17 protein-coding genes are annotated in these 22,460 nt (G+C 69.6%); 7 read left to right on the top strand and 10 right to left on the bottom strand.

Annotated features, from left to right (window positions below; all coding sequences use genetic code 11):
• Positions 1-278: 278 nt before the first annotated feature.
• The 5 genes from AAFF41_RS04685 to AAFF41_RS04665 all read right to left on the bottom strand — a co-directional run bounded on the left by AAFF41_RS04685 (position 279) and on the right by AAFF41_RS04665 (position 7,350).
• Positions 279-2,051 carry an RICIN domain-containing protein gene (locus AAFF41_RS04685; protein WP_343323529.1) on the bottom strand — a complete coding sequence of 591 codons (1,773 nt, stop codon included), beginning with the start codon at positions 2,049-2,051 and terminating at the stop codon, positions 279-281.
• A gap of 53 nt (positions 2,052-2,104) precedes the next feature.
• Positions 2,105-2,866: an ABC transporter permease subunit gene (locus AAFF41_RS04680; protein WP_099925921.1), complete on the bottom strand. Its 762-nt coding sequence runs from the start codon at positions 2,864-2,866 to the stop codon at positions 2,105-2,107.
• 56 nt (positions 2,867-2,922) lie between these two features.
• On the bottom strand, positions 2,923-3,900 hold the full coding sequence (locus AAFF41_RS04675; RefSeq protein WP_343323528.1) for a carbohydrate ABC transporter permease: 978 nt from the start codon (positions 3,898-3,900) through the stop codon (positions 2,923-2,925).
• A gap of 83 nt (positions 3,901-3,983) precedes the next feature.
• The gene (locus tag AAFF41_RS04670; protein WP_319751696.1) at positions 3,984-5,234 is read right to left on the bottom strand and encodes a sugar ABC transporter substrate-binding protein; all 1,251 of its coding nucleotides are present in this window, start codon (positions 5,232-5,234) and stop codon (positions 3,984-3,986) included.
• Between the two features lie 94 nt (positions 5,235-5,328).
• A complete protein-coding gene (locus tag AAFF41_RS04665; protein WP_343323527.1) occupies positions 5,329-7,350 on the bottom strand; it encodes a glycoside hydrolase family 127 protein in 2,022 nt (673 codons plus the stop codon).
• A gap of 247 nt (positions 7,351-7,597) precedes the next feature.
• Between AAFF41_RS04665 and AAFF41_RS04660 the strand changes: the two genes are divergently transcribed.
• Positions 7,598-8,617 carry a LacI family DNA-binding transcriptional regulator gene (locus tag AAFF41_RS04660; protein ID WP_060895856.1) on the top strand — a complete coding sequence of 340 codons (1,020 nt, stop codon included), beginning with the start codon at positions 7,598-7,600 and terminating at the stop codon, positions 8,615-8,617.
• Between the two features lie 79 nt (positions 8,618-8,696).
• Here AAFF41_RS04660 and AAFF41_RS04655 read toward each other — a convergent pair whose 3' ends face one another.
• From AAFF41_RS04655 to AAFF41_RS04645, 3 genes are all read right to left on the bottom strand, one after another.
• Complete coding sequence (locus tag AAFF41_RS04655) at positions 8,697-9,296, bottom strand: histidine phosphatase family protein (protein ID WP_343323526.1); 600 nt, start codon at positions 9,294-9,296, stop codon at positions 8,697-8,699.
• The gene (locus tag AAFF41_RS04650) at positions 9,293-10,285 is read right to left on the bottom strand and encodes a Ppx/GppA phosphatase family protein (protein ID WP_319752014.1); all 993 of its coding nucleotides are present in this window, start codon (positions 10,283-10,285) and stop codon (positions 9,293-9,295) included. The genes AAFF41_RS04655 and AAFF41_RS04650 overlap by 4 nt, the downstream gene beginning before the upstream one ends.
• Before the next feature lie 198 nt (positions 10,286-10,483).
• Positions 10,484-10,903 (bottom strand): arsenate reductase ArsC, encoded by a 420-nt coding sequence (locus AAFF41_RS04645; protein ID WP_343323525.1) that lies wholly within the window; start codon positions 10,901-10,903, stop codon positions 10,484-10,486.
• Between the two features lie 127 nt (positions 10,904-11,030).
• Between AAFF41_RS04645 and AAFF41_RS04640 the strand changes: the two genes are divergently transcribed.
• Positions 11,031-11,345 (top strand): ArsR/SmtB family transcription factor, encoded by a 315-nt coding sequence (locus tag AAFF41_RS04640; RefSeq protein WP_054229381.1) that lies wholly within the window; start codon positions 11,031-11,033, stop codon positions 11,343-11,345.
• A 49-nt stretch (positions 11,346-11,394) separates the two neighbouring features.
• Here the strand turns inward: AAFF41_RS04640 and sbnA are convergent, their stop codons facing one another.
• Complete coding sequence (gene sbnA, locus AAFF41_RS04635) at positions 11,395-12,381, bottom strand: 2,3-diaminopropionate biosynthesis protein SbnA (protein ID WP_319752012.1); 987 nt, start codon at positions 12,379-12,381, stop codon at positions 11,395-11,397.
• Positions 12,382-12,868: 487 nt separating this feature from the next.
• Here sbnA and AAFF41_RS04630 point away from each other — a divergent pair, with 487 nt between their 5' ends.
• From AAFF41_RS04630 to sbnB, 3 genes are all read left to right on the top strand, one after another.
• Positions 12,869-15,514, top strand: a complete 2,646-nt coding sequence (locus AAFF41_RS04630) for a Pls/PosA family non-ribosomal peptide synthetase (RefSeq protein ID WP_343323524.1) — start codon at positions 12,869-12,871, stop codon at positions 15,512-15,514.
• A 35-nt stretch (positions 15,515-15,549) separates the two neighbouring features.
• Entirely contained in the window at positions 15,550-18,105 is a 2,556-nt protein-coding gene (locus AAFF41_RS04625; protein WP_343323523.1) for a non-ribosomal peptide synthetase, read from the top strand.
• A 298-nt stretch (positions 18,106-18,403) separates the two neighbouring features.
• Entirely contained in the window at positions 18,404-19,438 is a 1,035-nt protein-coding gene (gene sbnB / locus AAFF41_RS04620) for a 2,3-diaminopropionate biosynthesis protein SbnB (RefSeq protein WP_343323522.1), read from the top strand.
• A gap of 54 nt (positions 19,439-19,492) precedes the next feature.
• Here sbnB and AAFF41_RS04615 read toward each other — a convergent pair whose 3' ends face one another.
• Positions 19,493-19,918: an ATP-binding protein gene (locus tag AAFF41_RS04615; protein WP_054229379.1), complete on the bottom strand. Its 426-nt coding sequence runs from the start codon at positions 19,916-19,918 to the stop codon at positions 19,493-19,495.
• A 198-nt stretch (positions 19,919-20,116) separates the two neighbouring features.
• Here AAFF41_RS04615 and AAFF41_RS04610 point away from each other — a divergent pair, with 198 nt between their 5' ends.
• Complete coding sequence (locus AAFF41_RS04610) at positions 20,117-20,881, top strand: IclR family transcriptional regulator (RefSeq protein WP_319752008.1); 765 nt, start codon at positions 20,117-20,119, stop codon at positions 20,879-20,881.
• Between the two features lie 42 nt (positions 20,882-20,923).
• Positions 20,924-22,438, top strand: a complete 1,515-nt coding sequence (gene glpK, locus AAFF41_RS04605; protein ID WP_319752007.1) for a glycerol kinase GlpK — start codon at positions 20,924-20,926, stop codon at positions 22,436-22,438.
• The last annotated feature ends 22 nt before the right edge of the window (positions 22,439-22,460 follow it).

Here is a 22,460-nt window from a genome sequence, read left to right as displayed (position 1 = left end):
GTGAGCAACACGATCAGCGCCGATGGGAGGGCGCAGCAAGGCGCGAGCACGCCGCAACGGGTGCGACGCGCCTTTCGGGGAGGACTCGTCGTCGGCATCACGGCCCCCGCGCCCGGAGATCGGACCACGCCGAAAAGGGGTGCGCGGTCACGTTCGGGACCGTTCACCCGACCATTTCACGCATTCGTGCAGGTGGACGTCGACGCTCTCGCGCCCGCGGTGGGCGGCAGGCGCGGGAGCGTTCGGCCGGGCGCTCGGCGCGAGATTCGGTCGGGCACTCAGCGCGAGGTGAGTTTCCACAGATGGTCGGCGGTGCCGTTGTCGTCCCACTGGAGAACCTGGGCGCCGGCAGAGGTGCTCATGTTGGTGACCCCGAGCGGGAGGCCGCTGTTGTAGTTGGCGATCTTGTAGGAGCCGTTGTCGGCGGGGATCAGTTGCCAGAGGTGGTCGGCGGTGCCGTTGTCGCCCCAGATCAGAGCCGTACCTCCGGCGGCGGTGCTCATGCCGTTGATGCCGAGCAGCAGACCACTGGCCTGGTTCACGATCTTGTAGAGGCCCGAACCCGCCGACACCAGCGTCCAGTTCTGGTCGGTGCCGGTGGTCGAGGTGGCCTGGACGACGGCGGTGCCCTGTGCGGTGCCCGCGCTCTGTGTGTCCAGCGCGAGCCCGCTGTTCTTGTTGCTGATCTGATAGCGCCCGGCGAGCGAGGTGGACGTCCCGCTGGGCGTGACGACCAGGTGGTAGCCGTCGGACGCGTTCATCGCGACAGGGACGGTGAGGGAGCCGTTGCTGACCGGATAGTCGCTCTCGGAGATGGTGTACGGGGCGGAGACGGCCGTGGTGCGGCCCTTGGACGGGGTGTATTCCAGTTTGACGTGGACCGTGCCGCCGAAGGCGGGCAGGGAGCCGAGTCCGTTGACCGTGACGGCGGTCGAACCGGTGCCTCCGCCGAAGATCACGCTGATCTGCCGGCCGTCACCGGTGAGCGAGGCGGCGCCGTCGATGCTGGTCTGCGCCGGGGGAGTGGTGGTGAGCATGTTCCCGGACATGTCGCCGTACCACTTGTAGAGCCAGTACGAGCCGTTGGGCGATCCGCCGGTGTCGGTGAGGGTGTCGCCCAGGGTTCCGTAGTGGTTCCAGAAGGCGAGTTCCGCGTCGTGGACGCCCGCCCGCTCGAACTTGGCGACGTAACCGACGAGAGCGCCCGGTATGCCCATCTCGCTCGGTGTCGCGTACTCCTCGATGGAGATCGGCCGCGGGCTGATGCCGAGGCCGCTCTCCAGGGAGCGGTAGGCGGAGACGTGCGCGGCGATGTCCTTGCTGCCCTGGAGCTCGTGCCAGGCGATGACGTCCGGGACGGTGCCACTGGCCTTGGCGTCGGTGAGGAACTGGCTCATCCAGCTCTGGTTCCACGCCGAGTAGCTGGGGCCCTGGATGGGAGTGGCGGTGTCCTTGGCACGTACCTCCTTGTACGTCCGTGCCCAACCCGCGTCGAAGGCACCGGCGTTGGTGGTGTCCCAGGTCCAGTCGGGCTCGTTCCACAACTCGTACGCGCTGATGTTCCCGGCGCCGGAGGACTTGACCGAGGCGACCTGGGTGTCGACGGCGGACAGCCAGTCGTTCCAGCTCACCCACTTGTAGGGGAAGTCGGGGTACCAGTCGGGCATCCGGACGACGACCTTCGCACCCGCCCTGGCCGCCTTGGGAGCGACGACCAGGGAGTCTCCGGCGGGGCTCGGTTCACCGTTGGGCAACTGGTGGCCGCCGGGTGCCATCTGGACGAAGGTGTTCGGCTTCAGCGGCTGGACGAGGCTGTCGGCCGGGGTGCTCGCGTCGGCGAGGCCGTAGAGGCTGCCCGTGGCGACATGGGTGACGGACCGCAGGGTCTGGGCGGCGTTGACGACCAGGGTCGTGGACGTGGTGGGGGCCGCCTGGGCGGGTGTGCCGGTGAGGGCGGTCGCGGCGGCGGCCAGGGCCGTCGCGAGGACGGCGGCGGCCGTGCGGTCGAACGGCCTTCTGGGCGTGCGTGGTTGACAGCTCGGAACAGGCATGGGTGGCGGCTCTCCTGACGGATGAGGAGGTGGATGGGGGGCTGACGTCCCGGTCAGTCCTTGACCGCGCCCGCGGTGACCCCGGCGGCCACGTACCGCTGCGCGAGGACGAGCAGGACGGCGGCGGGTACGGACGCGACGACGGCGGTGGCCATGATCGCGTTCCATTCCTGGTTGTTGTTGCCGATGTAGCGGTAGATGCCGAGGGTGATCGGGCGAAGATCGCCACCGCCGTCGAGGGTGTTGGCGAAGACGAAGTCGGACCAGGCCCACAGGAAGCTGAACAGCGAGACGGTGACCACGGCGTTGCGGCTCACCGGCAGGACGACGGACCAGAAGGTGCGCCAGGTACCCGCGCCGTCGATGCGCGCGGCGGCGGTGAGCTCGTCGGGGATGCCCGACATGAACGCCGTGAAGATCATGACGCCGAAGGGCACGGCGATGGTGGAGTCCGCGATGATCAGGCCCCACCAGGAGTTCAGCAGGCCGAGGTTGAGGAAGATCCCGTAGAACCCCATCGCCATGACGATGCCGGGGATCATCTGGGCGACGAGGAGGGCGAGGCCCATGACGCCGCCGCCGCGGGGGCGGAGTTTCGCCAGTGAGTAGCCGGCCGGCGCGGCGAGGACGAGGGTGGCGGCGACCGTGCCGAGGCCGATCAGCAGACTGGTGCCGAGATAGGGCATCTGGTCGTGCAGCACGGCCCGGTAGCCCTCGAACGTGGGGTGCAGCGGGAACAGGTCGGGCGGGGACTTGCGCATGTCCTGCTGCGGAGTGAGGGACACGTTCAGCATCCAGTACACCGGGAACAGCATGATCCCGGTCAGCAGGAGTCCGACGGCGGTGTGACGGCGGGAGCTCGCGGGGGACTTCACGCTTCCTGCCTCCTCTGGACGCGGATGTACAGCAGGCCGAAGACGAGGGCGATGAGGATGAGGATGTTGCCGACGGCGGCACCGGGACCGAAGTGCGGGAGCAGAGTGCCGAACGCGAGCTGGTACGACCAGGTCGCCAGCGTCGACGAGGAGTCGCCGGGACCTCCCTTGGTCATGATCCAGATCAGGTCGAACACCTTGAGCGTGTAGACCAGTCCGAGCAGCAGCGTGATCGCGGAGACCGGCCGCAGCAGGGGAAAGGTGATGCGCCGGAACTGCTGCCGGCCGCTCGCCCCGTCCAGCGAGGCGGCCTCGTACAGCTCCCCGGGGATGTTCTGCAGACCGCTGTAGAGGATGACGAGGTTGAAGGGGATGCCGATCCAGACGTTGGCGATGACGACCGACGCGAGCGCCCAGTGCGGCGAGGTCAGCCAGTCGACGGGCGGAACGCCGACGAGGTGGAGGGCGTAATTGACCACGCCCGACTCGCTGTTCAGCATCCAGGACCAGGTCGACGCCGACACGATCAGCGGCAGCAGCCACGGGATGAGGAACAGCGCCCGCAGCGTGGTGGAGAGACGGAAGTGCCGGTTGAAGAAGACCGCGAGCCCCAGCCCGGCCGCGTACTGGAGCGCGATCGACACGAAGGTGAACACCATCGTGTTGCCCAGCGCGGGCCCGAAGGTCGGGTCGTTCAGCACCTGGGAGAAGTTGTCCCAGCCCGAGAACGGCGCGTCGCCCGCCACGAACGAGCGGACCGTGTAGTCACGCAGGCTCAGATCGAGGTTGCGGTAGAGCGGATAGAGGTAGAAGGCGACGAGGTAGGCCACGAGCGGGGAGAGGAAGCCCAGCGCGGTCAGCCGGTCCCTGCCGCGCCGACGGCGTGGCGGCACGTCACGCCGGTCGGCGCCGCCCGCCGCTCCGGACACGGCCGGGGACCGCTTGGGACGGCGGTCGACTCGGGCGATGGTCATGCGAACTCCTGGATGCGGGTGGCGGTGTCCGGGACGCGGCCTGGGGCGCCGCGCGCTGTCGGCCCTTGCTCTGGCCGGTCGCGTCAGCCCTTGCTCCTGCCGGCCGCCGTCTGCGCGGCGTCGAGAGCTGCCTTGGGGCTCTTGCCACCGGACAGGGCCGCCTGTACGGCCGTCCACATCGGCTGCGAGATGGTGGGGTACTTCGTGCCGAGACCGCCACTGGTACGGCCACGCGCGGCGGCCACGGCCGCCACCCACGGCTTGAGCTTCGGGTTCGCCTGGACCTGCTGGGCCTGGACCGCCGCGGTGGGTGCGACGTACGTCAGGGCGGTGTCGCTCGCCAGCAGGCTCTCCGAGCTGGTCAGACACGTGACGATCTTCTTGCTGACGTCGTAACGCGCGGTGTCCTGCTGTACGGGTACGGTGACGAACTCGCCGCCGGTCGGCACCGGCGCCGAACCGCCGTTCTGCCCGGGGATACTGACGACCCCGTAGGGGAATCCGGCCTTCTCCGCGTTGGCGAGCTGCCAGGTGCCGTTCTCGCCGAAGGCGTAGTCGCCGGTGGCGAACTCCTGCCAGCTGGTGGTCTGGGTGTTGTTCAGGACGTCCTTGGGCGCGAGACCCTCGTCGACCCACTGCTTCCACAGCGACAGCGCGGCGGCGCTCTTCGGCGAGTCGAGGTGGGTGAGGTCGCCGCCCGCGCCCCAGAACCACGGCAGGAACTGGAAGCTGCCCTCCTCCGTGCCGATCGCCGAGAAGGTGATGCCCTTCTTCCCTGCCGACTTGACCTTCTTCAGGGCGGCCGTGAGCGACGCCCAGTCCTTGATGGAGGCGGGGTCGACGTGGGCGGCGGTCAGGATCTTCTTGTTGTAGTAGAGGGCGAGCGTGTTGGCGCCGATCGGTACGCCGTAGGAGGCGCCGTCGATGGTGCCGGCGCCGATGATGTTCTTCTGGATCGCGGACGTGTCCAGACCGAGGTCGTTCGTCTTGTTGAGGATCCCCGCCTCGACCAGTGTGGAGACGACCGGGTTGTCCACGAGCATCACGTCGGGCGCGTTGCCCTGCTGGGCGGCCAGCAGCGCCTTGTTGCCCAGGTCGGTGGTGTCGTAGCCGGTGCGCTTGATCTTGACGCCCGCCGAGGTACCGCACTGGGCGACGCGCTTGCCCCAGTCCGAGGAGGTGTCGAACTGCGGGTACGGGTCCCAGAAGGTGTACGTCGCCGACTTGCCGGTGGAGTCGGAGGAACCCGAACCGCCGCCCCCGCAGGCCGTGACGGAGGCGAGGGTGCCGGCGGCGACACAGGCGGCGAGGAGAGTTCTGCGGGTGATTCGCATGGCGGTGACCTCGTTGTCATGAGTGGTCGTGCGGGGTGACGGCGTGACGGGATGTACGCGGATGCCGGGAGGAGGCCGTGCAGGTCGGCCGGCGTCAGGAGGTGGGCAGCCAGACGCGCATGCTGCCGTCCTGCCGGTTGGCCCAGGCGTAGTAGGGGATCGCGGTGAGCTCGACGGACTCGCCCGAGGGCGCGATGGCCGGGTCGGCGTCGGCGGACCGATAGGGCCACCAGCCGGTGTCCGGGACCGCGCGGCGACGGCCCGTGGTGACGACGGTGGTGACACCGCCGAGCAGATCAGGTCGCTGCTTCACGGCGAGCGGCCGCGCCGTGTCGATGACGACGTCGTCCAGACCGCCCCCGGGGTGGTCCACCTGCTCCAGGCAGTACACGAGCGGGCCCCGCTCGATCGCCACACAGCCGCGGACCGCGTCCACCCGGGGGTCGGCCGCGGTGAGGCGGGGCTCCAGGCCGAGTTCGACGACGACCCGGTCGCCCGGTGCCCAGGTGCGCTCCAGCCGCAGCCAGCCGTCGGCGACGGGGGCGTCGGCCTGGTCGTACGTCCGGTCGCCGCACCGCACGCGGTACTCGTGGCACCACTGCGGGATGCGCAGGGACAGCGTCCAGGGCCGCTCGCGCGGGGTCTCCTCGACGGTCAGGGACACCGCGCCGTGCCAGGGGTAGCCGGTCTCGGCGGACACGGTGACGGGCGTGCCGTCGAGGTCACCGCGGTAGCGGCCCGCGACGTACTGGTGGATCTGCAGGCCCTGTCCCTCGGCGTCGGTCGAGGAGAGGTAGTGCTCGAGCCCGGCCAACAGCCGCATCACGTTCGGGGGGCAGCAGGCGCAGCGGAACCAGCGGGTGCGGCGGGCCGACTGGTCGCCACCGGGGTCGGTGTGGCCGTCACGGACCTGGAGCGGATTGACGTACAGCCAGCCTTCGCCGTCCAGCGAGACACCGGCGAGGAACCCGTTGTACAGGGTGCGCTCGATCAGGTCGCTGTAGCGGGCCTCGCCGGTGAGCAGGGCCATGCGCCAGCTCCACTGGATCGAGGCGATGGCGGCGCAGGTCTCGCAGTAGGCGCGTTCGTTGGGCAGCTCGAACGGGTCGCCGAAGTCCTCCTCGTCGTGGTGCGCCCCGAGACCACCGGTCAGATGGGTCTTGGTCGTGGTCATCGCCCGCCACAACCGCTCGGCGGCGGAGCGCAGTTCGGCGTCGCCGGTCTCGGTGGCCACGTCCGTCGCACCGGCCAGCAGATACAACTGGCGCACGGCGTGCCCCTCGACGGTGACCGCCTCGCGCAACGGCACGCGGTCCTGGCAGTACGCCTCGCCGCCGAGCAGGCCGTGGCCGTAACGGTCGACGAAGTAGCCGGCGAGATCCAGATAGCGTCGCTCGCCGGTCTCCCGGTACAGCTCGACCAGGGCGGTCTCCACCTCCGGATGGCCGTCGACGCCGTCGATCGGCCTGCCGCTGCCGGGAAGGCCGAAGACGGAGTCGAGGTGGTCGGCGAACCGTCGCGCCACGAGGAGGAGTTCGTCGCGACCGGTCGCACGGTGATGGGCCACCGCCGCCTGGATCAGATGGCCCGCGCAGTACAACTCGTGCCCCCAGCGCAGGTCCTGGTAGCGCTCACCGTTCTTGCGGACCTGGAACCAGGTGTTGAGGTAGCCGTCGGACTGCTGGGCGTCGGCGACCAGGGCGATGATCCGCTCGACTTCGGCGGCGAGTTGACGCAGGTGGGGGCTGTTCTCCTCACCGTCGGCCGGTGGCCCGCTGCGGGCGAGCTGCCAGGAGGCGGCCTCCAGCCACTTGTAGACGTCGGTGTCGACGAAGGGGTAACCGCCCTGGAACGCGCCCTGGGCCGTGCCGGCCGCCAGGCGCAGGTTGTGCAGGTTTCCCGCGGACTCCAGCAGAGCGGGGCCCTGCGGGATCGAGGTGTGCGCGTTGACCTCGCGCCGCTCGTGCCAGAAGCCGGTGCGCACCTCCGCGGCGGCGGGGCGCAGCGCGGCGGGGGCGTCCGGGCCGAGCCGGACCGGGCCCACGGGGGCAGCTCCCCGTTCGGTGGCAGCCGAGACGTCGGTGCGGAAGGGCAGGGCGGAGTCTGTGCGGGGCATGGTTCTCCGAGAGGGGGGAGGGAGGGGCCGGGCTGCGGGGCAGGGCACGACGGCCCCCGTGCTCAAGAGGCGAGTGGTTCTCGGAACTCGTTTGAGCAACCGTTTTTCCTGCCGAGAAGTAGAGGGCAGCGGGGTAGTCGGGTCAAGAGTCGCGGCAAGAGATTTTTTCTGTTGCCCGTGGCTGGCACTCACCCCCGGGAGGCTGCGACGATGGACGGGCCGTTGCCGTCCAGGAAAAGGTTTGCTCGTGACCGTTGCTCCAGGTTCCCGCTCCGCCGGCCCGGCGAAGCTCGCCGACGTCGCCGCCCTGGCGGGCGTCAGTGTGGGTACGGCGTCGAAGGCGCTGAACGGCGGCGGGCGGATGCGTCCCGAGACCCGCCAGCGGGTCCTCGACGCCGTCGACGCACTCGGGTTCCGGCCCAACCAGCACGCGCAGAGCCTGCACACCGGGCGGAGCTGGACGGTCGGGCTGATGACGACCGACGGCATCGGCCGCTTCAGCACCCCCGTACTGCTCGGTGCCGAGGACGCGCTCGGGGCCGGCAAGATCTCCGTCCTGCTGTGCGACACCCGCGGCGACGCGATCCGGGAACAGCACCACCTGCGCAACCTGATGGACCGCCGGGTGGACGGCATCATCGTCACCGGCCGCCGTACGGACCCCCGTCCGCCCCTGGACGGCATCGAGGCCGTCCCCATCGTCTACGCGCTCTCGCCGTCCACCGATCCGGCCGACACCTCGGTGGTCTCCGACGACCGGGGCGGGGCCGTACTGGCCGTCGAGCACCTGCTGGCCGCGGGCCGCACGCGCATCGCCCACATCACCGGCCCGGAACACCACGCGGCCGCCCGCGACCGGGCCCGGCACGCGGTCGAGCATCTGGAGCGGGCCTCCCTCGGACTCTCGACGGGGCGGGTGCACCACGGGGAGTGGAGCGAGGCGTGGGGGCGCCGCGCCGCCGACGCGGTCCTGCGCACGGCACCGGACACGGACGCCTTCTTCTGCGGCAACGACCAGATCGCCCGGGGTGTGGCGGACGCGCTGCGCGAGCGGGGCGTCAACGTGCCCGGCGACATCGCGGTCGTCGGCTACGACAACTGGGACACCATGGCCCTGGCCAGCAGGCCGCCCCTCACGACGATCGACATGGACCTCACCGAGATCGGCCGGATCGCCGCCCTGCGACTCCTCGAAGCCATCGACGCCGACCCGGCACCGGGCGTGCACACCGTCCCGTGCCGACTGATCGTCCGCGAGTCCAGCTGAGGCGATCCGAGTCGCAGCGGGTCCCCGTGATCCGATCCCACAGTCGGCCGGGCGCAGCCGTCAGGTCGCGTGTGTCAGTTCAGTGGGTGCCGCCCTGATCGCCGCCCGCGGCGAGACCGAGCGGTCTCCCGAACGTCGCGTTCCAGCGTCCGGCGCGACCGCTGAACTCGGTGGCGGTCAGTGGCGGTACATCGATCCGCCAGAACGCCGACTCCGGTGCCCCGAGTGCCCGAACGGCCGCGGCTCGTACGACTTCCGGCTCCACCACGGCGACGGTCCGTCCGGAGAACCCCGCGGCCTCGTCCAGCCAGGCCGCGACCCGCTCGCACAACTGGTGCACCGACTCACCGCCGTGCGGTGCGGCGGCCGGGTCCGCCAGCCAGAGGGCGACGGCGTCCGGGGCGTCGGCGCTGACGTCGGCCAGCGTACGGCCCCGCCAACCACCCACGTCGAGCCCGGCCGGCGCGGTCTCGACAGCGCCGTCGAACCCCAACGCCGACGCGGTCTCCCGGCATCGCGGAGTGGGGGATACGAGTAGCCGCTGTGCTGCCGGAAGGGAGCCCGCGGCCGATCGCGCTCGCGCGGCGCCGGTGGCCTCGAGCGGGCATCCGTCGTCGAAGCGCGCCTCCCGCAGCGCCGCACTGATCGCGGGAGAGATCATCATCACTCGGCTCGTCATTCGCCCACCCTCATGTCCGACTTCCCGGTCCGCCCAGACCGGTGAGACTCCGGACCACCGGGTGTGTCGTGGAGGGCGGCGAGGTGCTCGAGCAGCAGGCCTTCGCGGGTGGACCAGGGGCAGACCTCGACCGCCTTCGCCTCGCAGGCCTCCATGAGGGCCTCGGCGACCAGAGCTCCGGCCAGGGACTGCTCGGCACGGTGCCGGGAGATGCCGGGGAGCTTGGCGCGGCGCGCCGGATTCGCGGCGGCCAGTACCGGGACGCAGGCATGCAACTGGGACAGGGCCAGCCTCCGTTGCGAGCGGTGTGCCTTGCCCCGGGCGGCGGCGAGCCGGGCGAGCTGCTCGAAGGTCTTGGAGCAGGCCAGCACGTGGGTGCCCGGTTCCGCCCGCGGCAGATCGGGGACGGCTTCCAGCTTTCGACGCAGATACCGACGGATCTCGGTGAGACCCTGTTTGGACGGGGCGATGCCGCCGGGCAGCCAGTCCCGGGTGATTCTGCGGGCGCCCAGGGGCAGGGAGTGGACGCTGTTCGGCTGGTCTCCGGTACCCGAGGCGATCTCCACGGTGCCGCCGCCGACGTCCAGGACCAGCAGTCGGCCGGCCGCCGGGCCGACCCACTGTCGGGCGGCCACGTAGGCAAGCCGCGCTTCCTCTTCGCCGTCCAGCACGCTCAGTTGGGTGCCGGTTCTGCGCGCCACGCGCCTGATGACCTCGTCGCGGTTGGGCGCGTCCCGGATGACGGAGGTGGCGAACGCGAACATGTCGGTGCCGCGCAGTCGGGGGTCGGCGGCGATCGCCTGGGCGACGGCGCGCTCGACGCTCTCCACCCCGGCGTCGTCGAGTCGGCCCTTGCGGTCGAGCGTCTCGTGCAGTCGCAGCCGCACCTTGTGGGAGAACACCGGCTCCATCACATGGCCCGGCCGCGATCGCACCACCGTGAGCAGCGCGCTGTGGCACCCGACGTCGAGTACACCGGCCTGCCGCATCCCATCGCCTCCCCTGGTCTCGTCCTCCATGTCGGAACGGATCGACTGCGTCTCCCCGTCGTCCGACGGCCCCGTCACCGACGTGCCGGGACTTCCGGTCCACTGCGTGCACGTTCCCTCACCAAGCGTGTACCCTACGTCCCGCTCGAATGAGACGGAGCCGCGGTCGACGCGCACCTGGAGGGAGGGCCGACGGCCTCACGCCTCCGGCCGGGCATCGATCTCGCTGATCAGGTTCTCGACACGGGCCTTGATCTCGTCCCGGATGGGGCGCACGGACTCCACACCCTTGCCTGCCGGGTCCTCCAGGGCCCAGTCGAGGTACTTCTTGCCGGGAAAGACCGGGCAGGCGTCGCCGCAGCCCATGGTGATCACGTAGTCGGACGCCTGGACGGCCTCGGTGGTGAGGAGCTTCGGCTGTCGGCCGGCGATGTCGACGCCGACCTCCCGCATGGCCTCGACCGCGGCCGGGTTGACCTGCTCGCCCGGGATCGAACCCGCCGAGCGGACCTCGATCCGGTCGCTCGCGAGATGCGAAAGGAAGCCGGCCGCCATCTGTGAACGCCCGGCGTTGTGCACACAGACGAACAGCACGGAGGCGAGCGGAGTGGCAGACATCGGTACTTCTTTCGCGGTCAACGGGTCGTGAGTCGTGAGGGGGTGAGTGTCGGCCCGGAGGGCGTGAACCCTGGTCGGTGTCGGCCGGAACTCGTATCAGCCTCGAGTGATGTGACAGTATCAGTCCATGCTGACGTCAGCCGATGCTGATCTGATGCGGGTCCTGGCCGACCCCCTCAGACTCCGGATCGTGACCCTCCTCGCCCGGGAGACGCTCTGTACCACGCACCTGATCGAGGAGACGGGCGCCAAGCAGACCAACCTCTCCAACCACCTGAAGGTGCTGCGCGAGTCCGGGATCGTGGAGACGGAGCCGTGCGGCCGGTTCGTCTACTACCGGCTCAGGCCCGAGGCGCTCGCCGCCCTCGCCGGTCGATTCGCCGACTTCGCCGCAACCGCGCGCACCACCGCCGAGAACAACACCAAGCGGTCCTGCCCCTGACCTGCCGTCAGTTTCCGTAACGGTTGCGGGACGCTGAACGGACACGGGGTCAGGCGGCCCGGGACGTGCCGGTCAACGCCTGGGAGTCGACGGCGTCCTCGCCGTACAGGTCCCGCACCCAGTTGGTCTGGTAGATGGTCTCCAGATACCGCTCACCCAGATCCGGGGCGATGGCCACCGCGGTCAACTCCCGCTCCTGGTGCCGGGCCAGCCAGTCCATCGCGCCGCTGACCACCGTGCCGGTGGACCCTCCGAACAGAAACCCGCGCCCGGCCAGCCGGTGACAGGCCCGGATGGTGTCGGTCTCGGCCACGCGCACCACGTCGTCCACATACGACTCGTCCAGCATCGGCGGGCGTCTGCTGGCGCCCAGGCCGGGAATCATCCGCCGACCGGCGTCGCCGCCGAACGTCACGGAGCCCACGCTGTCCACGGCCACGACGCGCACCGGGCGGTGCCACTCGCGGAAGTAGCGCGCGCAGCCCATCAGGGTCCCGGTCGTGCCGGCCCCGACGAACAGGACGTCCAGGTCCGGGAACTGCCGGGCGACGGCCGGTGCGGTCCTGCGGTAGTGGGCCATGCCGTTGTTGGGGTTGGTGTACTGGTTGAGCCACACATAGCGGTCCTCGGAGGCGCACAGCGCGCGGACGTGGTCGATGCGCGCGCCGAGGAAGCCGCTGACGGGGTCGGGTTCGGTGATGACGTGGACCTGGCCTCCCAGGGCTTCCATCATCAGCCGGGTCGCCAGGTTGCAGCGGGAGTCGGTCACGCACAGGAACGGGTAGCCCTTGGCGGCAGCGATCATGCTCAGAGCCACGCCCAGGTTGCCCGAGGACGACTCGACCAGAACCGAGCGCGGCCTCAGCAGGCCGTCGCGTTCGGCGGCCTCGACCATTTCGGTGGCGGCCTTGAGTTTGATCGAACCGGCGAAATTGAAGCCCTCGCACTTGAGGAACAGCGAGTGCCCGAACATTCCCTCCAGGTCGACGAAGAGATCGTCCTCGTTGTAGTCCTGGGGGACGGATATGACGGGCATGGTCGTCTCCTTCACTGCGGGGGTGGGATCGTCATCCGGTCGTCCTGCCGCTGATCCGTCCGGGTGCGGCGTGGAGAGGAATTCGGAGCGGCGAGTCGCGAGTCGCCGGAACGACTTCAGTACGCCCGAATCCAGGCCCCCTGTCATGCCACCGAAATTCGGGACTTGACACGCGCTGTCTGCGGGCAAAAGCAGTCGTGACCGGGCCGGGCGCGGCCGTTCAGCCCAATTCCCGGGTGGGTTTCCCGCGGGTCGAACGGGGCTCTGTGAGGCGTGGTCCTAAGCCTGCGCGACGCGCACGGAAAGTAGGGGATCGCGGGGCGAAGACGGGCAAAATGGCCGGACTGTCAAGACCCATGCGCTTCGTCAAGCCCCGAAATGCAGGGGCAGGACACGAAGCCCTCGGCCGGGCCTACTGGAGAGGCGCGGACATCACGAATCCGTCCGTACCGACCGACGCCGAATGAAACGTCATCGAGGAGCTCACGTGCTAGAGAAATCCGTGGAGGTCTTGACGGCCGAACCGGCTGACATCCCACCCCTCCAGGGCAGTGGGGACGCCGATGCGGCGACCGACACCGAAAGGCTTCTGGCCGACGTGCTGGCCGGGGTCGTCCGCGTCGAGCAGGTCCCGGTCGACGGCCACTTCTTCAACGACCTGGGTGCCGATTCCCTGGTGATGGCCCAGTTCTGCGCGCGGGTCAGGAAGCGGGGGGACATGCCGGCGGTGTCGATGAAGGACATCTACCGGCACCCCACCATCCGGAGCCTGGCCACCGCGCTCGTCGATGCCGCTCCCGCTCCTGCCCCCATCTCCACCGCCGCCCCCGTCCCGTCCCCGTCCGCGGAGGCGCCGTCACCGGCGCGGACACCGACCGACGTGCGGGCCTCTGCAGAGGGGACGGCGCGGGCCGAGGCGCAGGCGGCGGCTCGTACACGGCGCTACGTCGTCTGTGGAGTGCTGCAGTTCCTGATCTTCCTGGGCTATTCCTGCCTTGTCGCCCTGGCCGTCGAGGAAGGTCATGAGTGGATCTCCGCGGGATCAGGCCTGTTCGACCTCTATCTGCGGTCCGTCCTGCTCGCCGGCGCGGGCTTCCTCGGCCTGTGCGCCCTTCCGATCGTGGTGAAGTGGACGCTCGTCGGCCGCTGGCGGTCCGGGGAGTTCCCCCTGTGGGGCATGGCCTATGTGCGTTTCTGGGTCGTCAAGACGTTGATCCGCACCAGCCCCGTGCGTCTGTTCGCCGGTTCACCGCTCTACGTGCTCTACCTCAGGGCGCTCGGGGCACGGATCGGCAAGGGCGTCACGATCCTCTCCCACACGATCCCGGTCTGCACCGACCTGCTCACCGTCGGCGAGGGCACGATCATCCGCAAGGACGTGCTGCTGTCCTGCTACCGCGCCCACGCCGGCGTGATCCAGACCGGCCCGGTCACTCTCGGCAGCAACGTGCTCGTCAGCGAGCACACGGTCCTGGACATCGAGACCTCGATGGGCGACGGCGCCCAGCTGGGTCACGCATCCTCCCTGCACACCGGCCAGGTGGTGCCCGCCGGCGAACGCCGACACGGCTCCCCCGCGCAGCCGACCGAGGTGGACTACCGGAGGGTCGACCCCGCCGACTGCTCCACCGCCAAAAGGACCGCGTACGGCGTTGTACAGCTGCTGAGCCTGCTGGCGGTGTACCTGCCGCTGGCGCTGGGCGGCGTGACCGCCCTGCTCACGGGTCTCCCGCAGCTTCAGACGTTCCTGAACCCGCAGCCGATGGCCAGCCCGGCGTTCTACGTCGATGCCCTGATCGCCTCCGTGGTCCTCCTGTTCGGATCCCTGCTCGCCGGCCTCCTCGTCGTGGGCACCGTGCCGCGTTTTCTGAGCCGGGCCGTCCAACCCGGCAAGGTCTATCCGCTGTACGGCTTCCACTACGGCATTCAGCGGGCGATCGCGGTGATGACCAACAGGAAGTCCCTCACCACCCTCTTCGGCGACAGTTCCGGCATCGTCCACTACCTGCGCTACCTCGGATACGACCTGTCCCGCGTCGAGCAGACCGGGTCGAACTTCGGCACCGAAGTGCAGCACGAGAACCCCTACCTGAGCTCGGTCGGCACCGGCACCATGATCGCCGACGGACTGTCCCTCATGAACGCGGACTTCTCCAGCACGTCCTTCCGTGTGTCCCGCACGTCGATCGGGCCGCACAACTTCCTCGGAAACCGCATCGCCTACCCCGCGCAGGGCAGGACCGGAGACAACTGCCTGCTCGCGACGAAGGTCATGGTCCCCATCGACGGACCCGTGCGCGAAGGCGTGGGCCTGCTGGGCTCACCCAGCTTCGAGATCCCGCGCACGGTGATGCGCGACAACCGGTTCAACCACCTCGAGACCGGCGACGAACTGCGCCGCCGCCTGGCCGCCAAGAACAGGCACAACGCGGCGACCGCCGGCCTGTATCTGCTCGCGCGGCTGATCCACTTGTTCGTGATCACCCTCATCACCATGGGCGCGGTCGACCTCTACCCGTCGTTCGGCGCGCTGGCGATCGCACTGGCCAGTGTCCTCACCCTGACGTACACCGTCGTCCACTTCGCGCTCGTCGAGCGGGCCTCCACCGGATTCAAGCCCCAGAAGCCGTTGTACTGCTCGATCTACGAACCCTCCTTCTGGCGCCACGAACGCTTTTGGAAGATGGCCTCGGTCCACTACATCCAGGCCTTCGACGGCACCCCGTTCAAGAACGTGATCTGGCGGCTGCTGGGGGCCCGGATCGGCAAGCGGGTCTTCGACGACGGCTGCTTCTTCCCGGAGCGCACCCTCGTCACCATCGGCGACGACAGCACGCTGAACGCGGGCACCGTGGTCCAGTGCCACTCGCAGGAGGACGGCGCCTTCAAGTCCGACCGCAGTGCCCTCGGCAACGGCTGCACCCTCGGCGTCGGCGCCTTCGTCCACTACGGCGTGACCATCGCGGACGGCGCCGCGCTGGCCCCCGACTCCTTCCTCATGAAGGGCGAGGAGATCCCCTCGCACGCCCAATGGGGAGGCAACCCTGCCCGGGAGATGCCGGACCACAGGACCCAGGTCGAGGCCGGTAAGGAACCCCACACCAGCCAGTCCGCCCCGGCTCGCGGCCTCTGACACCGCGCGCCGCCGACAAGCAGAGGAAAGACCCGATGGACACGCATGTCAGTCCCAGTCGGACCGCCCGCGCATACTGGCGCGACGCACTGACAGCCGGGGGCTTCACCCCCGCCCCACGCTGGACCCTTCAGCCCGTGCCCGGCGTGGGGGAGTACGAGACACCGGTCCCCGAGGACACCGTGACCGGGCTGCGCCGTCTGGCGGCGGAGCTGGCGGTACCACCGGCCTCGCTCCTGCTGACCGCGCACGCCAAGGTGGTCGCGGCACTGTCCGGAGAGAGGGAGATCACCACCGGCTACGTCGCCCGGGGCGGCAGCCCGCTCCTGTGCCGGCTCACCACCGCGCCCGCCTCCTGGCGCGAGTTGCTGCACCACGCCCACCAGGTCGCCACCGAACTGCCGGCGCACCAGGACGTCCCGGCCGAGGACATCGACGCTCTGAAGAGCGAACTGGGCCTGACCGGGCCGCTGTTCGGGACCGTCCTCGACCTCACCGAGACCCTCTTCGACCCCACCGAGTCCGTTCTCGATCCCGCCGCGATCGACGGAGCCCTCACCGAGGACACCGCACTGCGGGTGGGCGTCCGTCACCACGACGGGCGGCTCGTACTGCGGCTGCGCTACCGCACCGACGCGCTCGACGCCGACAGCGCCGCCCGTATCGCCGGCTACCACCTGACCGCGCTCGCGCTGATCACCGCCGACCCCGATGCCGAGCACACGCACCAGAGCCTGCTGTCCGCCGAGGAATTGCGGTTCCAGCTCGACCAATTGGCCGGACCGGTCCGGGAACTGCCCGACGCGCGGATGCACGAGCTGTTCGAGGACCGGGTGCGCAAGCATCCGGACGCCGTCGCCGCCGTGCATGCCGACCGGCAGTGGACGTACGCGGAACTCAACGCCCGGGCCAACCGGCTCGCCCGCGCCCTGGTAGCTCGTGGGCTCGCCCGCGAAAGCGTGGTCGCGGTGGTGACCGCACGCAATCTGGACTGGCTGGCCGCCGTCATCGCGGTCTTCAAGGCCGGAGGCGCCTACCTCCCCGTCGAGCCGCACTTCCCGGCCGCACGCATCGCCGCCACGCTCTCCCGCGCCGCATGCACCCTGGTGCTGACCGAACCCGGCAGCACCACCACCCTCGACCGGGCCCTCGACTCCCTTCCCGGAACCGAGCGGCTCCTCGTCGACACGGCCTACGCGGAAGACCACCCCGACGGTGATCTCGGCATCCCGGTCACGCCCGACCAGCTCGCCTACATCTACTTCACCTCCGGCTCCACCGGTGAGCCCAAGGGCGCGATGTGCGAGCACGCGGGCATGCTCAACCACCTCTACGCCAAGATCGACGACCTCCACGTCGGCGAGGGACACGTGGTGGCCCAGACCGCGCCCCAGTGCTTCGACATCTCCCTGTGGCAGTTGGTCTGCGCGCTGCTGGTCGGCGGGCGGACCCTGCTGGTCGCACAGGACGTCATCCTCGACGTACCCCGCTTCCTCGACACCCTCACCGACGGCGAGGTCACCGTCCTCCAGGTCGTGCCGTCCTACCTCGAAGCCGTCCTGACGGAGCTCGAACAGCGCCCCCGCCCGCTGCCGGACCTGCGGTTCGTGTCGGTCACCGGCGAGGCGTTGAAGAAGGAACTCGCCGAGCGCTGGTTCGCCGTCCAGCCCGGGATCAAGCTGGTCAACGCCTACGGGCTGACCGAGACCTCGGACGACACCAACCACGAGGTCATGGACCGGGCGCCGGACCGCATCCTGCTCGGCCGCGCCGTCAACAACGTACGCGTCCACGTCGTCGACGAACACCTCACCCCGGTGCCGCTCGGCGCTCCGGGCGTGATCGCTTTCTCCGGGGTCTGCGTCGGCCGCGGCTACATCAACGACCCCGAACTCACCCGGGCCTCCTATCTGGTCGATCCGCACCGCGAAGGCACACGGCTGTACCTCGGCGGCGACCACGGCCGCTGGCACCCTTCGGGCAAGCTGGAGTTCCTCGGCCGCCGCGACGCCCAGGTCAAGATCCGCGGCTTCCGGATCGAGATCGGCGAGATCGAGAACACTCTGCTTCGTCTCCCCGGTGTCCGCGACGGCGCGGTGGTGACGGTCGAACGCGCCGACCGGAGCAAGCACTTGGTCGCCTTCTATTCCGGCCCGAAACCCCTGGACACGGGGACCCTCAGCGACCGGCTCGCCGAGTCGCTGCCCGAGTACATGGTCCCGTCGGCCTTCCACTGGCGCGAAAGCCTGCCGCTGACCGCCAACAGCAAGATCGACAAGAAGGCCCTGGCGGCACTCGCCGCAGCACCCGCCACCACCGACGACGAGCACCAGCCGCCGGTCACGTCGACCGAGCAGCGCCTGGCGGCCGCCTGGGCGAAGGTCCTCGGTGTCCCGCAGGACCGGATCGGACGCCGCGACCACTTCTTCGACCGCGGCGGCACCTCCCTCTCGGCGGTGAAGCTCGCCATCACCCTGGACCGCGCGGTCTCCCTCAAGGACGTCACCGCACACCCGGTCCTCACCGACCTCGCCGCGCTGGTCGACCACGGACCCCAACGCCACACGACCCCACCACCGACCTCCGCCTGACCGACATCGAAAGGACCTGACCGACATCGAAAGGACCTGACCGACATCGAAAGGATCAGCACCATGCGGTACGCGGCCCCGGCGTCCCTCGTCGAGGTGCACCTGAACCCCGGCGGACCCCCGACCCCGCACACCGACATCCCTGTTGTTCGCCTGCCTGAGCGCACAGCAGCGAGGCCTTCCAAGGGCCACGCGAGGTCCTCGCCATGGCCGAGCCGCTGCGCAGGGCCGCGTGGTCGCCGACCGGCGAGGTGAGCGCCGTACGACCCCCGACCTTTCCCTCGCACTGGAGCCCGTCATGTCCCAGCCGCACCTCGTGCCGACCTTCGCAGTGATCTCCGGCGCCCAGGTCCAGTACGCCCTTCAGGATCGGGAGAAGCAGATCGTGGACCTCGTCGAGGCCACCTATCACCTGCACGCCGCCGGAGAGTCGGTCAACCCCCCGTCCTACTTCCTGCGCTTTCCCGACCGGCCCACCGCCCGGATCATCGCGCTGCCCGCCTCGATCGGCGGACCGGCGCCGGTGGACGGCATCAAATGGATCTCCAGCTTTCCGGACAACGTCCAGGCCGGCATCCCCAGGGCCTCCGCGGTGCTGATCCTCAACGACCACGACACGGGCTACCCCTTCGCCTGCCTGGAAAGCTCCATCATCAGCGCCACCAGAACCGCCGCGTCGGCGGCACTGGCCGCCGACCACCTCACCCGCAACCGGCTGCGCCCCACCCGCATCGGGTTCTTCGGTACGGGTCTGATCGCCCGCTACATCCACACCTTCCTGACAGCCCTGGGATGGTCCTTCGAGGAGACCGGCGTCCACGACCTGTCGGGCGACAGTGCCGCCGGTTTCCGCGACCACGTCCAACAGAGCGACGCCACGGGACAGGTCACCGTGCACGAGACTCCCGAGGCGGTCATCCGCTCCAGCGACCTCGTCGTCTTCGCCACCGTCGCGGGCCGGCCGCACATCGGCGACCCGGCCTGGTTCGACCACAACCCCCTGGTCCTGCACGTGTCCCTGCGCGACCTCGCACCCGAGGTCATCCTCGCCTCGGCGAACATCGTCGACGACGTGGACCACTGCCTCAAGGCCGGCACGTCCCCCCATCTGGCCGAGCAGCTCACCGGCAACCGTGACTTCCTGCACGGAACACTCGCCGATGTCATGACCGGCCGAGTGACACCGCCCACCGACCGGCCCCTGGTGTTCTCACCCTTCGGACTCGGTGTGCTCGACCTCGCCGTCGGCGCATACGTCTACAACGAGACGGCCCGCTCCGGGCACCTCCACGTCATCGAGGACTTCTTCCACGACCTGCGCCGACACGGCTGATCGGCAGAGTTCGTTTCACACGGAGTGAGACATGCCCCAACGAGAGGTTTGCTCTCAGGGTGCGACGAGATCGGCCCAGCGAGTGATTCCGCCGGAGTGGACACGTATGCCGTGCCGAGCCGCCAGCGCGTGGACGATCTCCTGGCCCCGGCCGTGTTCGTCCGGATCGATTCCCGGGGGCGACTGTCCGGCCGGAAGCTTGGATCCTGCGTCGGTGACTTCGACGCGCAGCGTGCTGAGCCCCTCGGCCCGTACCCAGGACAGGCGCAGCTCCGCCGGGGGCAGGGCGTGGACGATCGCGTTGGTGAGCAGCTCCGACACCACCAGAAGACAGTCCTCGGCGATCTCGCAGGACACGTTCCAGTCGGCGAGGACCGCCTTCACCCGCCGGCGTGCGGCCGAGACGACCTCGGCGACGTGAGGCAGCGGACCGACGTGTTCGACCGCCTCCCGAAGCATCGTATTGAGCTGTGCCGCCATGTCTTCTCCTCCGGAGCGCTGTCGGCGGGTTGCCGAGCCTCAGCGCGCGTTGCCGGGCCTCAGTGAACGGTAGGAAGCGAAGTGGGGCCGGTCAATGAACGGCGGTCGCCATTACCGAACGCTCACCTTCGCCCGGTGGTGAACCGACGGTGGCCTGCACGTAAAGCGAACCCTCCGTGGCGGTACTAGGCTCGCCTCATGGCCGGCCCAGTCCAGTCGATCGAACGGGCGGCGGCGATCTTGCGTCTGCTCGCTGGTGGGCCCCGTCGACTCGGGCTCGGCGAGGTGGCGGCCTCGCTCGGGCTGGCGAAGGGCACGGCGCACGGCATTCTCCGCACCCTCCAGCACGTGGATTTCGTGGAGCAGGACGCGTCGACGGGAAAGTACCAGCTCGGCGCGGCGCTGCTGCACCTCGGCACGAGCTACCTCGACATCAATGAGCTGCGGTCGCGCTCCATCAACTGGGCCGATGCCCTGGCCGCCCGTAGTGGGGAAGCGGTCCGCCTGGGCACCCCCTTCGAGGGCCAGGTCCTCGTGATCCATCACGTGTTCCGGCCGGACGACACCCTCCAGACCCTGGACGTGGGTTCACTGCTGCCTCTGCACGCCTCCTCGCTCGGCAAGGTGCTGCTGGCGTACGGAACCGCGTCCCTGGAGTCGGCCTCGGAAGCCGGGCTGGAGGCCTACACCCGGCACACCCTGGTCGCACCGGAGAAACTCACCCGCGCGCTCGCCGGGGTCCGGGAAGTCGGCTGGGCCGCGGAGATCCAGGAGATGAGCATGGGGGAGGCCGGTATCGCCTCGCCGATCCGCGGGCACGGCGGCCTCGTCGTGGGCGCCGTCGGCCTCTCCGGCCCGGTCGAGAGGATCTGCGACAGCCACGGCCGTCCCCGGCCGAACCTGATCACCCTGCTTCGCGAGGCCGCACGGGCGATCTCCAGAGATCTGGGAGCAGCACGCTAGGAGAACCCCGCCTCCTCGACACATCGGAAGGCAGACCGGATCATGGTTGAACGGTATGTGATGTCCATCGATCAGGGCACCAACTCCACCCGATGCATTCTGTTCGACCACCACGGGCGGCTGGTGTCGGTCGTCCAGCGGGAGCATCAGCAGCACTTCCCCAAGCCCGGCTGGGTCGAGCACGACGCCGTCGAGATCTGGCGCAATCTGCGGCGCATCATGCCCGAGGCGCTCTCCGACGCCGACGTCGGCGCGGGAGAGGTCGCCGCCATCGGTATCGCCAATCAGCGCGAGACGACGGTGCTGTGGGACCGGCGGACGGGTGCGCCGCTGGGCAGGGCGATCGTCTGGCAGGACACGCGTACGGCACCGCTCGTCGAGGACCTGAGAAAGCGGCCCGGGGACGAATTCTTTCTCGAGCGTTGCGGTCTGCCCCCCTCGACCTACTTCTCGGCACCGCGGATCCGCTGGCTGTTCGACCACGTGAACGGGCTGGATCAGCGCGCCAAGGACGGCGAGGTGCTGTTCGGCACGATGGAGACCTGGCTGATCTGGAACCTCACCGGGGGCGCGGACGGTGGTCTGCACATCACCGACGCCACCAACGCCAGTCGCACCATGCTGATGAACATACGGGCCCTCACCTGGGACGAGGAGCTGCTGGAGTTCTTCGGGGTTCCCCGCCCCATGCTGCCCGAGATCCGGTCCTCGGCCGAGGGCTACGGGGATGCCCGCTCGGTCCTCCCGGGTGTCCGCATCACGGCAGCCCTCGGTGATCAGCAGGCCGCTCTGTTCGGCCAGACCTGCTTCACACCGGGTGAGGCGAAGTGCACGTACGGAACGGGCAGCTTTCTGCTGCTCAACACCGGTACCGATCTCGTGCGGTCCCGGCACGGACTCCTCACGACCGTCGCGTACAAGATCGGGGACCAGCCCCCGGTCTATGCCCTGGAAGGATCGATAGCCGTCACCGGCTCGCTGGTCCAGTGGTTCCGTGACCGACTGGGACTGATCAACAGCGCGCCGGAGATCGAGACGCTCGCGCGGACGGTCGATGACAACGGCGGTTGCTACATCGTCCCCGCGTTCTCGGGTCTCTTCGCACCCCACTGGCGCAGCGACGCACGCGGTGTCATCGTCGGTCTGACCTCCTACATCACCAAGGGACACCTGGCCAGAGCCGTCCTGGAGGCCACCGGCTGGCAGACGCGCGAGGTCGTCGACGCCATGAACGCCGACTTCCCGGTCGCGCTGAAGGAGCTCAAGGTGGACGGCGGCATGACGGCGGACAACCTGCTCATGCAGTTCGTCGCCGATGTGCTCGATGTGCCCGTGGTGCGGCCCATGGTCGCCGAGACGGTCTCCCTCGGCGCCGCCTACGCCGCGGGGCTTGCCTCCGGCTACTGGCCGGACCTGGAAGTGCTGCGCCGCAACTGGCATCGGGCCGCCCAGTGGCTGCCGGACATGGACCCCGAGCGGCGGGACCTCGAATACGACAACTGGCAGCGCGCCGTCGAGCGGTCGCTGGGGTGGATCAAACCGCCGAGGGCCAGGTGATTCCCGGGCGACGTCGACCGCG

Source organism: Streptomyces mirabilis, from assembly GCF_039503195.1.
Classification (GTDB): domain Bacteria; phylum Actinomycetota; class Actinomycetes; order Streptomycetales; family Streptomycetaceae; genus Streptomyces; species Streptomyces mirabilis_D.
Note: the sequence above shows the minus strand (reverse complement) of the source record. Positions and strands in the feature narration are given on the sequence as shown.